This is a genomic window from Dyella silvatica (genome assembly GCF_026283955.1).
Classification (GTDB): domain Bacteria; phylum Pseudomonadota; class Gammaproteobacteria; order Xanthomonadales; family Rhodanobacteraceae; genus Dyella_C; species Dyella_C silvatica.
This window is the reverse complement of the sequence record NZ_JAPDPE010000127.1, coordinates 1-15,164: the sequence shown is the minus strand read 5'-3', so window position 1 is coordinate 15,164 and position 15,164 is coordinate 1. Positions and strand designations below refer to the sequence as shown.

The window sequence follows — 15,164 nt, the reverse complement described above, 5'->3', positions numbered from 1 at the left end:
GCATTGGGTGCTGGGCCTGCCAGTGCAAGTGGATAACCTCACCACCGGCGAGACTGAAAGCCTCAACACCTACAACCTGTCCAACGTCACCTTGCAGTCGCGTGCTCGCTTCGGACAAACCTTGATGAGCTATACCTTTGACGGTCAAGGTCAACTCGCCAGCTTCACCGATGGTCGCAACAACACGACCACGCTGAGCAACTACAAGCGCGGTATCCCGCAGTCGATCGGCTACCCGGATAGCACTACGCAGAGTCTGGTGGTCGATGACTTCGGCCAGATTGGTAGCATTACCGACCAGGCCGGCAACACCACCAGCTACAGCTACGATCCGGTGGGGCGCATCGCCGGCATCACCTATCCGGCCGGTGACGAAGTGGCGTGGGCACCCAAGACCTTCAGCTATAACTTCGTCACCGGTGCCGAGCGCGGCATCGCCGGCGGCCATTGGCGGCGCCTGACCACCAAGGGTAATGCGCTGACCACCACCTACTTCGACGCGATGCTGCGCCCGGTGCTAAGCGATACCGCGATCAACGGCACCGCCAACTCGGACATCAGCGCGCGCACCGACTACGACTGGAAGGGACAGAAGACCTTCGTCTCTTATCCGGTCAGTGGTGCCCCGGACCTCGGCGCGATGAGCAGCGGCACGAGCAGTGTCTACGATGCGTTGGGCCGTTTGACCCAAACCCAGCAGGCGTCCGAGCTGGGCACGCTGACCACCACCACGGCGTATCTGTCCGGTGCGCGCCAGCAGCTGACCGATGCCAAGGGTTATGTCACCACGACCAGTTATCAGGTGTTCGATCAGCCGTCCTATAGCGCGGTGATCCAGGTGCAGGCGCCCGAAGGGATTGCCCAGGCCATCACCCGCGATGTCTACGGCAACCCGCTGGCCATCACCCAGTCCGGCCTCTACGGCACGCAAAGCGTGGCCGTGACCAAGACGCTGACCTACGACAGCTACCACCGCCTGTGCCGCACCACCGAGCCGGAGAGCGGCAGCGAGGTGACCGCCTACGACGGCGCCAACAACGTTGCCTGGACCGCGGCGGGCCTGTCGATCAGCGGTACGGGCTGCGGCCAGGAGCAGGTCGCCGATGCGGCCAAGATCCAGCGCACCTACGACACCATGAATCGCGTGCTGACCCTGCAGCCCCCAGCCGGCACCCAAAGCACCAGCTACGCCTACGATCCGCTGGGCAATCTCGCCACCAGCACCTCCGGCATCAGCGCCTCGGCAGTGACTCGTAACAAGCTCGGCTTGCCGACGGTGGAGACCTTAAGCGTCAACGGCAACGGCGCCAACGTGCTGCGCTATGGCCACGACGGCAACGGCAACCTCAGCGCGCTGAGCTATCCCGATGGCACGGTGATCAACTACGCGCCCGATGCGTTGGGCCGCCCGACCCAGGTCGGCAGTTACGCCAGCGGCATCAGCTACTTTCCCGATGGCGATGTGCAGCACTTCACCTACGGCAACGGTACCGACTACCTGGTGCAGAAGAATGCGCGCCTGCTGTTGAGCAACTTTACCTACGCCAAGGGCGGCACTCTCAATCTCAGCGAAGACTTTGCCTACGACGCCAACGGCAATATCAACACCATTAACGACCTGGCCGGTGGTCCGCGCAGCAAGGTGTTGAGCTACGACACCCTCAACCGCCTGACCCAGGCCCAAGCCAACGGCCTGTGGGGCACCGAGAGCTACAGCTACGACCCGCTCAATAACATCCGCAACCGCACCAGTGCGGGGCAGAGTTACGCTTACAACTACGATGCGACCAATCGCCTGGCCTCAATCACCAATGGCGCCACGACCACCAGTAGCTTCCTCTACGACAACCGCGGCAACGTCACCACCAAGAACGGTAATGCGCTGGTTTTCGATGCGAAGAACCAGCTGCTGCAGATTCCGGGCTTTGACAGCTACGCCTACGATGCCAGTGGTCGCCGGGTGCTGAAGACACCGGCCAGCGGTAATAGCTCGACGTATTACTTTTACAACCAGGCCGGGCAGCTGCTGTATCAGTACGACGCGGCGATTACGACAGGCACGGCCTACATCTACTTGGGCAAGAAACTCATTGCCAAAGCGGCCACCGATACTTCGATATTGACCCCTTCACAAGTCAACGTGGTGTTGAGCATGGTGGGCGTACCCTCGTTGTCGGCCGATGGCCAGAAGATCAACGTCACGGTGGATGTCAGCAACCAGGGGACGGCGACGCTGACATCATCGGGAACCCATCCGGTGCACCTGGGGGATCAGATCGTCGATGCCTCCGGGAACATCGTGAACGGCAACCTGGATCGCGTGAACATTCCGGATATTCTGCCGGGCGCTCATGCGGCCGTGACGTTGACCACCGCTGCCAGCAATGTTCTGAGTACGGGCAATCGTCTCAAGCTGCTGCCGGTACAAGAAGGTGTTGCCTGGTTTGATGCCTTTGGCACCGTGCCGTTGTTTATTGGCCCTTATTCGGCGTGTGCCACGACCGGAACCGGAAATCTGTGCAACACCAGCAGCCCCCTGAATACCAGTCAGGTCAAGGTGGCGTTGACCCTGGTTGGTGCTCCCACCCTGTCCGCCGATGCGCAAACCATCACCGCAACGGTCGATATCAATAATCAAGGCACGGTAACGCTTAGTAGCGTTGGTACCTATCCGGTGACCCTGGGCGATCATCTGGTCGATAGCAGCGGCCAGCTTCTCGTCAATGACCTCACACGGGCCGGGATTCCGGACATCGCACCTGGCACGCATGCCGCGGTCGCCATTTCGCTTCCCTCCAATGTTGTCTTGGGCACCGGTCGGCTGGTGCAGTACATCCCCGTGCAAGAGGGCGTGGCGTGGTTTGACAAATGGGGGGTAAGCCCACTGACGGTTGGGCCGTTTGCCTCCATCAGTCTTCCGGCGACGAGCAGTACCGGCGGCTATGCCGTGAACTGGAGCGGTATCGCAGGCGCCACCAGCTACACCCTGCAAGAGCAGGTCAATGGCGGCGGCTGGACGACGGTGCAGGCGAGCAGTGCGACGAGCTGGAGTACCAGCGGTCGAGGTAACGGCACCTACGGCTATCGCGTCCAGGTATGTACCGCCACAGCGTGTGGCGTATGGAGTGCAACGCAGAGCACGTCGGTGCTGCTCCCGCCGCCCACACCCGCGAGCATCAGTGTGCCGGCAACAAGTAGTGGCGCGATTCCGGTCAGCTGGGCGGTCAGTCCGACGGCCACGGGCTACCAGCTCTATCAAAGTCTCAATGGCGGAAGTTTGGTGCTGGTCTACAGTGGCACAGCCACCAGCTTCACCGTGAACGTCGGCGTCTCAGGTAACTACACTCTTCATGCATTGGCGACCAATAGCAGCGGCTGGAACGGTACCTCCGCCATCAGTACGACGGTGGTGGTGACGATACCGCCCGCGAGCGCGCCGAGCCTGGTGGTACCGGCCAGCAGCAACACTGGTAGCTACAGCGTGAGCTGGGGCAGCGTCAGCGGTGCCGCCAGTTACACCTTGCAGGAGCAGGTCAATGGTGGAGGCTGGAGCACGGTGCAGGCGAGTAATGCCAACAGCTGGGGTGCCAGTGGCCGGGGTAACGGCACCTATGGCTATCGAGTGCAGGCGTGTAACGCTGGAGGTTGTGGGTCATGGAGTCCGGCAAGCACGATCAGCGTGCTAAGGCTCCCCGCTGTTCCGGATGTGGCAGTGGTCCAATACCGTCTCAATCAGAAAATGGGTGGATACCGAGCAGAATGGGCTGCGGTGGCAGGAGCTACGCGCTATGAAGTGCGGCGGGAAGACACGGGGGCTGGGCTATATAGCGGCTTAGCTACCAGCTTTATCATCGTTGAGATGGAGATGCCTATCGATCCCGATGAGGTGTACCCCGTTCAAGTTCGCGCATGCAATGCAGCGGGATGCTCGGCATGGAGCCAATGAAGATGATCACCTTATTGAACCGATGTTTATCCTTGCCCATGTTTGGACTAGGGCTGTGGGGTGGTGTCATAAATACAGTTGTTGCTAAATCCGTGAATCTCGGTAGCGACTCAACTGCTCACTACTTGCCCTGCAGCATCGTTTTGGTACATGCCTCGAAATGCGAGTGCTTGGGCCGCATCGGGCTGATCGAGAACTCAAGATGACGCGCCAATCCGTTCTGAAAAGTCTGCAGTTTATCGCTGGCCTATTCCTGTGGGGAGCTGCCCAAGCCAACACGGTGACCTATGTGTATACCGATCCTCAGGGGACACCACTGGCGGAGACAGATGCTAGCGGCAACATCACTGCTACATTCGACTACAGGCCTTATGGGAGCCAGGTGCTTGGAACCGCTCCCAACGGGCCGGGCTATACCGGGCATGTGAACGATCCAGAGACGGATCTCGTTTATATGCAGGCGCGTTACTACGACACGGAGGCAGGGCGATTTCTGAGCCTGGATCCGAGGCCGCCCAATGCCGGCAACCCCTTCGATTTCAATAGATTTTCCTACGTAAACAATAATCCGATTGTCAATATCGACCCTGATGGAACGACTTGCGCAAGGTCGGACTCGTCAACAAGTTACGAGTGCCACGTGGATAAAAACGAGGGCAAATTCACTGACAAACAGATTCAGAAGGTGAACAAGGCTTACACGGATGCGGTCAATAAATTGAGCTCGCATCCCAATGCAACCGTCGTAGTAACCGTGAAAGGCGTGTCTTTCAAGGCGAACGCCGGCAAGGTTGCGCTAGGGCTTGTCGGCGCTACGGTTGTCACGGGCGGGGAATCTTCGACAGCGCGGGCGACTACCTTGGGCGGTGGACTGGGATCAAGCAGCAAATATCACCTTGACTACACGCCACAGACCACGATTTTCAAGAATGTGATAACTACCGACCACAGCGGTGGTACGGCAAACATACAGACCGACCTGGCTAGAACATTTGTGCATGAAGGCATACATATGCTTCCCGGTGAAAGCGTTTTGTTCGACGTATACCGGGCCAATCCCTCCGGATTCGAAACCCTTCATCAGCATTCATACAATGAAGCCAGCAAGGCACTCTATGATGGAGGCAAATAAGTCATGTTAGCAAATGCATCCTGCGTTATAACCGTTGTTTCTTTGGTTACATTCCTAGTCTCTTCTGCGTATGGCGCTGAGAATAGCAAGGGCTATATCTACGATGCGAAAGAGGCGGGCGACAACAGGGTCGTGGTAATCAATCGCGTTACTCGTTACGTCGGTATCCAAGATAAGTCCGACGTGCGCATTGATGCCATACTTACCGAGTTTGGTGGTTATTACGATGATTGCGGAAACGAAGTTTTCTTTTGCCTTACCGGCCCGTTGGAGATCGTTATCCCCAAGTCCATGCCGATGAAGCAGTGGCAATACCATGGCTTGTCTTGCAAAAACGTTGGTGAGACAGAGGGCGACGTCATCCGCATAACTTGTAGGTCAATTCGGTCAGGCGGTCGCCGTGGGGGGGGCACTTTCACGTACTCGCTTTCGCGTGGAGTCTTGTCAATCGACAGTTCGCCAGTAGGGGGCTCGCGTGGCGGGTTCGAGTTGCGCGGTCAACGTGGACTGTTTTCACCGGGGAGCGATCCTTAGCAGTCTGTTGAGAATGCGGCCTCTGCGAATAGATACTAAAAAAGTGGTGCGTGAACAGCAATTGTCGTCTTGGCCCATATGTCGCTATCCATCAGGCTACGATTTGTCGTGATCGTGCCAACTTCCTGTTTCTCATTCGAATTGGTGTTCTGAAGGAATGAGCGAATGGGAGCGGCTGGGGTGGCAAAGAGATGCACCTAAACAATCGGCAACGAAGATTCCGAAGCCTTCGGGCTTAACAGAAGGGGCGGATTTACTATGCGTTGACTTTAAATTGCATTTGACGATGTGTAACGTTAGCTCGTCTTAGGAATGGGCATCGTTTCGATTGAGGTGATGGTGAATTGAGTTGCCGTGGTTAGGTCGCGAGCTTGTCCAGAAAATATGGTTATCGATAATGTCGCTGACCCCTTTATCTGTTTGATGGGTGCGGTGATTTTGGATGGTCGATGGCAATTGTTGGGCTGATCCCTGGTGACGGTCTGATCGAAAGTTTGGGCGCAAAGGAAGCGGAATCCCTGATTAAAATTCCGCTGTGGTCCTCAACAAAGAATAAGTCAGCTGTTGCAAACGCTTTTGGGCACTGGATGAAACATGCAGGAGAATTTTCTGAGTTCCAGAATGCAAAGGAATATGTGGAGGGTGCGCGTAATTTTTTGACATACCCACCAGCGGGGGCGTTAACTAAAGTCAGATCTAATGGCGACACATTGATTTACGATGCTGCTACAAATACCTTCGGTTCACGTGCGGCAAGTGGTGCCCCGCGTACAATGTTTAGGCCGCAAGACGGCATTGACTATTGGAACCGGCAATGACTTTGAAAGATGAGGCTCACATGTATTATTGCCCTTGCTGTGGATCTAAGACGATTGATGAGCCTGGGGTATATGAAATTTGCGATGTATGCAATTGGGAGGATGATCCTGCTCAATCTTCTGACCCTGATTATGCCGGTGGGGCAAATCGTATTAGCCTAAATGAGGCTCGAGAAATTTGGTTAAAAAGATAGATGAAGCAATGAGTTGTGAAAATTTTTCATCTGTCGTAGCGCAGGGTAATCAGAGGGATTTTGAAGTTTCATTCTGATCTGCTGAGAATTTTGGGGGCGCGTCTGTTGAGTTACTTCTGTGTTGTTACGTATTTGTAGTGATTTATATAAGAAATTTTTGTCATATTATTTGGTCGTGTGATTTTTAGTTTCTGAGGAATGCTAAGGGTTGGATTTTTAGTATTGTTGGTTATGTCTTATGCGAATAAATATTAAACACTGTTTGTTTATTGTTGGCGTGTATTTTATTTCTGATATGAATGCAGTTAATGAGATTTGTGCGAGTGTAAAAAATGGTCATCCAAGAGTCATTTGCTGATCGTTAAGAAATTAATGCACGTTATGCTCATTTGTATTTTCCTTATCATCCACATCTGTATCTGCATCCGGCGCAAATTTCCCATCCGCCGCCAGCTGCGCAAACAGCCCCCCGCGCTGTACCAACTCCTCAAAACGCCCCTGCTCAACCAATCGCCCTTGATCCAGCACCAGGATCAAGTCGGCGTTGCGCACGGTGGATAAGCGGTGGGCGATGACGAAGGTGGTGCGACCTTTGGTAAGGGCGACGAGCGCGCGTTGGATGCGGGCCTCGGTGGCGTTGTCGAGGGCGCTGGTGGCTTCGTCGAGCACCAGGATAGGGGCGTCTTTGAGCATGGCGCGGGCGATGGCCAGGCGTTGGCGTTCACCGCCGGAGAGGGAGCGGCCGCGTTCGGCGACCAGGGTTTCGAAGCCTTCGGGCTTGCGGGCGATAAAGGTAGCCGCTTCGGCGGCGGCGACGGCGGTTTCGATTTCGGCGAGCTCGGCATCGGGTTTGCCGACGCGCAGGTTGTCGAGGATGGAGCGGTAGAACATGCCGGGGTCTTGAAACACCACGCCGATGTTTTGCCGTAGCGATTCCAGGCTGACGGTGCGGATGTCGTGGCCGTCGATGGTGACCTTTCCGGCGGACGGATCGTAGGCGCGATAAAGTAGGCTGAGTGCGGTGGTTTTGCCTGCGCCGGTGGGGCCGACCAGGGCAACCGTGCTGCCGGGCGCCGCATGAAAGCTGAGGTCGTGCAGCGCGGGTTGTACGTTGTCGTAGCCGAAGCTGACGTGATCGAAGACGACCTCGCCGCGTACGCGTGGCAGTACGGTGGCGCCGGCTTGTTCGGTGATGGTGGGGTGGTGGTCGAGTACGGCGAAGTAATCACGCAGTGATTGGGTTTGAAAGAACAAGCTGGAGATAAAACTGGCGAATTGTTCGAGGCGGCCGATCAGCATCATCGAGAAGCCGACAAAACTGACAATGCCGCCGACGGTGACTTCGCCACGTCCATGCAGCGAGGTACCCAGGGCGAAGATGGCGACGATGGTCAGCGTGCTCGATGCGCGGTTGAGTACGGATAGAATCGCCCAGCCTTTCAGCACTGGGTATTGCGCGTCGAGTACGCGCTTCATCATGTTTTTCAGGGCGATGGATTCGGCGGTGAGCCGGGTGAAGCTTTGCACCACGGTGACATTGCCGAACACGTCACCGGCGCGGGTGGCGATCTCGTGATGCAACTCCTCCACTTCGCCTTGCGCCTGCTGGGTGCGGTGGATGGCGATGGCGTTGAATATGGCAAAGCTCGCCATCAAGGCGATCATCAGCAAGGCCAGCTTCCAGTTGATCCACAAGGCGATCGGCACCATCACCAGGATCGACAGCAGGGTGGCGAGATGCTCGCGGAAAAAGCTTAGCCACAGTCCGAACAGATTGGATACGCCGTTATTCATGATGCGGGCGAGCCGGCCGGTGTGGTGCAGGCCGTGAAACGCCAGCGGCAAGGCGGCGGCATGCTCGAAGAACGTGCTGATGGCGGCCAGCCGGCGCCGATGTGCCAAACGGTCGGCATGCAATGACACCCACACGCTTGCCAGCACGCCAGCGAAGCCGACCACGGCCCACAGTGCGATCAGGCTGGGTGCCTGGGTAGGTTGCGAGGTCAGTGCGTCGACGACCTTGCCGAACAGCATCGGTTCGAGAAAGAACACGCCGGCCAGCGCGAGGTTGGCCACGGCCAGGGTGATGGCCAGCGTGCGTTCCGGCGCGAGCAGTCCAAGCACGCGCACGTACAGGCGAAGAATCGACACAGTAAGCCTCCCTGGAAGGTGATGGCGCATGACGCATGTGTTGCTTCGCAAGATACCTCGTCGTGGCGGGTCGGGTGCATGGCCGGGCTGCAAGTTCATACGGTTTCGCCAGCCTGGATGCAACGTGGATGGCTATCCATCATCAAACTGCGGTGTAGCCCCCAGACGGTCGCCGTCATCTGTGTGTAGCAATATTTAGAACACAGGCGTCATCGTTGCGTAGCAGGGCCATGCGATGTTTTGCGGCGACTCAAGCGGTGTGTCGACACCACTGCAAAGTTAGCCGAGAAGCTGGCTTGTCACTGCGGGCTTATTAGCGCGTCTGTAACGCGATGAGGCTTTCGTTTTCGTAGCTGAACTCACTCAGCGCTGCCGGTTCCGGCGGGTGCCGTGCGGCTGTGCGTGGGTGTCGGGTTTTTGAGCAAGAAGATTCAGATCGCACAGCAGCGAAGGAGGGCGCTGCTGTCGGGTATTTCCTCCCTCCCCCGAGAGGATCGTGTTATGCAAATGCTTTTGCGCACAAGTTTGACCACGCTGGCCCTGCTGGGCGGCGTGTGGGTGGCAGGTCCGGTGCACGCCCAGGTAGTGGATATCGGTGTGTTGCCGGGTGGCGCTTCGTGCGAGGCCACCGGCATCAATAGCGCTCATACGCTGATTGGCCAGTGCCTCAGCAGCCGCACCAGCCAGAGCCGCACCACCGCAGTGTTTCAGAACTCCGGCGATGCCGCGCCGACTCGTTTGCCGGTGCTGGTTTCAGGCAAGCCCTGCATCGTTGCCGCCATCGGTGACGACGGCTCGATAAGCGGCCAGTGCGAAGACGCTAACGGCACCCGCCAGCCGGTGCGCTGGAGTCTGGATGCCAGCGGCGGTTACACGACGGCGCCGACCACCTTGCTGCCTTTCCAGCGCGGACTGCAGAATCAGTTGGCGACCGAGCTTGGCTGGGGCGTCGATGTGAATGCGATTGCCGGCCCGGTAAACAGCCTTGGCGCCATCATCGGTGTCAGCGAAAGCCGTCACGGCTCGCGCACGGCGGTGCTTTGGAATCCGGGCGCCACCGCGCCGGTGCGTTTGCACAAGCCGAATCTCCGCGCTGAGCAGGGTTTTGTGCAGGGTTGCGAGCCGTTGGCGATCAACGACGCCGCTTCGCTGACCATTGTCGGCCATTGCAAGATCAGCGTTGCCGGCACCACCACCGACGTGGCCGTCAGCTGGACTTCGCAGAACGGCGACTACCGCGCGACGGTATTGAACGACTTGCGCGCCGGTCATTGCGTGGCACGCGACGTGAACAACGCGGGCGACGTGGTTGGTGCCTGCGAAAACATTTCGGGCAATAGCACCGCGGTGCTGTGGGCGGCGAATGGCGTGCTGGCTACCGAGGTGATTCGTGCCAACCAGAGCATCGCGGTAAAGATCAACAATGCCGGTGTCATCACCGGTAGTTATCTGACGCCGGACAACTATGCGCACGCCTATGTCGGCGACCCGCGCGTAGCGGCCGTTAGCGATATCGGCACCTTGGCCGGTGGTCACAACTGCGTGGCGCAGGGTCTGGATGACGCTGGCGATGTGGTTGCCGATTGCGACAATGCGACCAGCTCGCGCCTGGCCGGCTATCGTGCGGCGTCGGCAACCAGCGTGGTTGCGATTCCGTTGTCGACGATTGCCAGCTCGGTGCGTGGCATCAGCCACAACGGTGCGGTTGCAGGCGTGTACACCTCGGCCGACGGGCATGCTCGTGGTTTTCGTGACGAAGCTCCGAGCACCAGTGCCAGCGCCCAGCCGGTGACCGCTGTTTCGGCGTCATCCACGGGTGCCTCGATGGCGAACATGGCGATGGCGGGTTTTGCCGCCGGCGTCGCTGAAGGCTCCGGCCTGCTGTATGCCGACCCGTATGCCAGCGTGACCCAGGCTTATAAGCAGAACCCGAATGGCCTGGCCTTCTTCGGTACCGCTTATACCTCGGGCAACCCGTCGCCGGTCGCCAACGAGGTCTATGCGTTCTGAAGAACGCTGAGCCTGCTCGCACCTCATCGACCCGAGGTGCGAGCGGGAAACCTGCAAAGCCAGTTACGCGCAAGTTTTTTCACTGATCCGCAATAAAAAGCAACTAGAATTTGCGCTGTCGTCTGCGCTTAACGCCGGACGTCAAGGGGCTAATTTCTGGTCGATATGACTGCATACGAGGCGCGCAAGCGCCTCGTTTTTTATTGCGGAGCGTAACTACATGAAACGGAATCTGCGGGAACGGATTCTGCCGTTCGCCATTGCTTCATTACTGATGGCTGGCACGGCATGGGCACAAAACACCTCATCGTCATTGAGCGGGCGCGTGCTCGACGCGGCGGGCAAGCCGGTGGCGGGGGCCACGGTGCAGATCGTCCACGTGCCATCGGGCACCACCCAGGTGGTTACCACCGATGCCGACGGGCGCTACAAGTCGCAGGGCCTGCGCGTGGGCGGCCCGTTCAACCTCACCGTGAGCAAGAGTGGTGAAACGTCGGCCGAAAAGGACGATGTGTATTTGCAGCTGGCACAGGAGAGCAGCATCGATCTCAACCTGGGGGCGGGCGCATCGAACGCGACCAATCTGCAGGGTGTGCAGGTGCGCGCCGATAGCTCCACGGTCGCCATGGCACAGATCTTTCAGCCGGATGCCAAAGGCATCAGCACGAATGTGTCGCAGCGCGAGTTGAAGGTGCTGCCGAATCCGAATCGCTCGATCCAGGACATCGCACGCCTGGACCCGATGATTACCATCACCAACAAGAGCAAGGGCGAGATTTCCGCGCTCGGCCAGAACAGCCGCTACAACAACATCACCATCGACGCCGTGCCCACCAACGACGCGTTTGGCCTGGAAGACAACGGCCTGCCGGCATTGAATCAGCCGGTGGCACTGGATGCCATCGAGGAATACAACATCTCGACGGCGAACTACGACGTCAGCAACAAGCGCGCGGTCGGCGCCAATATCAACATCGTGACCAAGAGCGGCACCAACGATTTCCACGGCTCGACCTATTACGTGTATCGCAGTGCCAACGACATGGTCGGCGAGGATCGCTCCGGCAATACCTTCAGCGGCTTCAAGCGGCAGTGGACCGGCGGCGCGACGTTTGGTGGCCCGATCATTAAAGACAAGCTGTTTTTCTTCGCCAGCCTGGAGCAATCGAAGACGATTGCCGCGGCGCCCAACTTTGGCCCGCTCGGTTCCGGCAAAGGCAATATCGTGCCGATCGCGCAGGGCGATATCGACCGCATCATTCAGATCGCCAACGGCCTGGGCATGAAGCCGGGCGTGGTGAATGCGGCGGGCGCGAATCAGGACGAGAAGCGCGGCCTGTTCAAGCTGGACTGGAATATCGCCGATGGCCATCGTCTCAGCCTGCGCTACGACCATGTGAAAAGCACCCAGCCCAACCTCAATGGCTACGCCGTCTCTTCGACCGCGCCGAGCCTGAGTCTTTCCAGTTACTGGTTCACCAAAAAGCGCGAAAGCACGCAGTACGTGCTGAACGCCTACGACGCCTGGACCGATGATTTCTCCACCGAGGCGGCGGTGTCGTATGCCAAGTACGACGCCACGCCGACGCCGTATGCGCAACAGCCGCAGGTGCGCGTGTACACCAACGGCAATATCAGCGGCAGCACCATCACCGGCCCCAGCGTGAACCTGGGTGAGGAAGAGTTTCGCCACTACAACATTCTCGGTATCAAAAGCCTCAACAGCTTCTTTGCCGGTACCTGGCGCGTCGGCGATCACAGCATCAAGGCGGGTTTCGATTTCCAGCGCGACAAGTTTTATAACTTGTTTGGCCGCACCGAATTCGGTTCGTACGTGTTTCCCAGTATCGATGCGTTCGCTAGCGGCAACTGGTTTCAATACAGCGTGTTCCGCCCGACGAATGGCGATCTGCAAAGCATTGCGGCGCGCTGGACGTTGAATCAGTGGGGCGCGTTCGTGCAGGACACCTGGCAGATCGGCAACCTCTCGCTGCAATACGGTATCCGCTATGACCTGCCCAAGGTCGGCACCGCACCGTTGGCGAACCCGGCATTCAATAGCGCGTTCCCGGGTGTGCCGAACAACGCGACTATCGATGGCAATGGCTTGTTCGAGCCGCGTGTCTCGTTCAACTACAACTTCGACGGTGAGCGCGCGATGCAGTTGCGCGGTGGCATTGGCCTCTCCGAGGGCGCACCTCCCGGCGTATGGCTATCTAACCCATACACCAATAACGGCCTCTCACTGACCAGTTATTCGGCATCCAATGGCAAGGGCTTTTCGGCTGACCCGAATAATCCGTTGATCCCAGCGAATGTGCGCAAGGGCGGCTCGCCGGAGGTGGATGTCACCGATGGCCGCTTCCGTATGCCGTCGGTGTGGAAGATGAGCCTGGGCTTCGATCGTCAGCTACCGTGGTGGAACACCGTATTCACCGCCGAGGTGGAGCACCTGTCCACGCGCGACGGCATTTATTTCCAGGACCTGAACCTGGGCAAGGCGACCGGCAGCTTGCCGGATGGTCGGCAGAGCTACTGGACCACGCTTGATCCGAATGCTTATCTCGCCACTGGCAAAGATGCGACCGGCAAGGCCTTGTGCGCAACGGCGGATCGCAGTTGTGCGGCGGCACGCGCCAACCGCAATCCGCAGTTCGGCAATGTGATTTACCTGAGCAATACCAAGCAGGGTCAGGCCACCTACCTGACGCTGAAATTGAGCCGTCCGTTCACCGCCGACTCCGATTGGTCCGGCTCGCTCGGCGTGGTGTTCGGCCGTTCCACCGATGTCAGCTCCGGCAATGAAAAAGTCGCTGCCAGCACCTGGGCCAATGACGCCGTCTACAACCCGAATGCCGACACCGCCGGGCATAGCAATTTTGAAATTGCCCGTCGCGTGGTGGCCTCGTTGAGCTGGCAGCACCGCTTCTTCGGCGACTATGCCACCAGCATCAGCGCGTTCTATGACGGTCACACCGGCCAGCCCTATAGCTGGGTGTTCGGCAACGACGTCAACGGTATCCGCTCACCCGGCCTATCGGCGCCGCCAGGGCTGATGTATATCCCGCGGCCGGGCGATGTGCAGTTCCAGAAGGGTACCTCGCAACAAGCCATCGATCAGTTCTATGCGTTTATCCAGCATGAGAACTATTTGAAGGATCACCAGGGCGCGGTGGCCCAGCGCAATGGCGCGCGTTCGCCATGGGTCAACGAAGTGGATCTGGCCTTCCGCCAGGAGGTTCCTGGCCTGTTCAAAGGCAACAAAGGCGAGCTGCGTCTGGATATCTTCAACGTCATGAACCTGCTCAACAAACGTTGGGGTCAGGTGCGCGATGTGGGTTATCCGTATATGCGCAGCCTGGCGAATTTTGCCGGCGTCGATCCAGCTACTGGCAAGTACGTCTACGCGCTGCCTACCGACAAATCCGGCAACTTCAACGGTGGCGGTTACGTGTTGGAAGACGATCGCGCGCAGTCGCGCTGGTCGGTGCAGGCGACCTTGCGTTATAGCTTCTGATCAGGGGCTTTGCCTCGGGCTCGCCACCTCGGTCGAGGTGGCGAGCACCGGGCGCAATGCATGCGCTTAGGCGGCGCTGTCGAACTGCCGGATAAAGTCGCGCACTTGCGGATACACCACTTCGCGCCAGCGGCGACCGCTGAAAATACCGTAGTGGCCGGCACCTTCAATCACCTTGTGGGCGCGTCGTTTGGCTGGAATGCCGCTGCATAGCTCATGGGCGGCTTCGGTCTGGCCGCGACCGGAGATGTCGTCCAGTTCGCCTTCGATGGTGAGCAGGGCGCTGGTCTTGATCGCGCTCGGTTTGACCCGTTCGCCGGCGACGTCCCACAGGCCGCGCGGCAACAAAAACTGCTGGAATACCGTGCTGATCGTGTCGAGGTAATACTCCGCCGGCATGTCGAGCACGGCGTTGTATTCGTCGTAGAACTTGCGGTGCGCCTGGGCATCGTCCAGGTCGCCGCGCAACAGATCCTGATAGAAGTCCCAGTGCGAGTTGAAGTGGCGGCTGGGGTTCATCGCGATAAACCCGGCGTGTTGCAGAAAGCCGGGATATACCTCGCGACCGTGACCGGGGTAGTTGGCCGGCACGGTATGAATCACGTTGCCCTTGAACCAGCTCAGCGGTTGCGTGGTGGCGAGATTGTTGACCCCGGTGGGGTTGCTGCGCGGCTCGATCGGGCCGCCCATCATGGTCAGGCTGAGCGGGGTGTCTTCGCCGCGTGCGGCCATCAGCGAGACCGCCGCCAATACCGGCACGGTCGGCTGGCAGACTGAAATCACGTGTACGTTCTTGGCGCCGATATGGCGGATGAACTGCTCGATACAGGCGACATAGTCGTCAAGGTGAAACGCGCCATGC

7 protein-coding genes and 1 pseudogene are annotated in these 15,164 nt (G+C 58.6%); 6 read left to right on the top strand and 2 right to left on the bottom strand.

Annotation, left to right across the window (positions count from 1 at the left end):
* The 4 genes and pseudogenes from OUZ52_RS19350 to OUZ52_RS23065 all read left to right on the top strand — a co-directional run.
* Nucleotides 1–3,946: pseudogene (locus tag OUZ52_RS19350) on the top strand (hypothetical protein); the annotation flags it as partial.
* A 202-nt stretch (nt 3,947–4,148) separates the two neighbouring features.
* Nucleotides 4,149–5,078 carry an RHS repeat-associated core domain-containing protein gene (locus OUZ52_RS19345; protein ID WP_266160179.1) on the top strand — a complete coding sequence of 310 codons (930 nt, stop codon included), beginning with the start codon at nt 4,149–4,151 and terminating at the stop codon, nt 5,076–5,078.
* A 983-nt stretch (nt 5,079–6,061) separates the two neighbouring features.
* On the top strand, nt 6,062–6,430 hold the full coding sequence (locus OUZ52_RS19340) for a hypothetical protein (protein ID WP_266160178.1): 369 nt from the start codon (nt 6,062–6,064) through the stop codon (nt 6,428–6,430).
* Nucleotides 6,427–6,624 carry a CPCC family cysteine-rich protein gene (locus OUZ52_RS23065; RefSeq protein WP_425493889.1) on the top strand — a complete coding sequence of 66 codons (198 nt, stop codon included), beginning with the start codon at nt 6,427–6,429 and terminating at the stop codon, nt 6,622–6,624. The genes OUZ52_RS19340 and OUZ52_RS23065 overlap by 4 nt, the downstream gene beginning before the upstream one ends.
* 369 nt (nt 6,625–6,993) lie before the next feature.
* Here the strand turns inward: OUZ52_RS23065 and OUZ52_RS19335 are convergent, their stop codons facing one another.
* Nucleotides 6,994–8,775 (bottom strand): glucan ABC transporter ATP-binding protein/ permease, encoded by a 1,782-nt coding sequence (locus OUZ52_RS19335; protein WP_266160177.1) that lies wholly within the window; start codon nt 8,773–8,775, stop codon nt 6,994–6,996.
* 501 nt (nt 8,776–9,276) lie between these two features.
* Between OUZ52_RS19335 and OUZ52_RS19330 the strand changes: the two genes are divergently transcribed.
* Complete coding sequence (locus OUZ52_RS19330) at nt 9,277–10,785, top strand: hypothetical protein (RefSeq protein ID WP_266160176.1); 1,509 nt, start codon at nt 9,277–9,279, stop codon at nt 10,783–10,785.
* A gap of 220 nt (nt 10,786–11,005) precedes the next feature.
* On the top strand, nt 11,006–14,302 hold the full coding sequence (locus OUZ52_RS19325; RefSeq protein WP_266160175.1) for a TonB-dependent receptor: 3,297 nt from the start codon (nt 11,006–11,008) through the stop codon (nt 14,300–14,302).
* A gap of 66 nt (nt 14,303–14,368) precedes the next feature.
* Here the strand turns inward: OUZ52_RS19325 and phaZ are convergent.
* Nucleotides 14,369–15,164, bottom strand: a 796-nt coding sequence (gene phaZ, locus OUZ52_RS19320; protein ID WP_266160174.1) for a polyhydroxyalkanoate depolymerase, incomplete at its 5' end; no start/stop codon positions are given.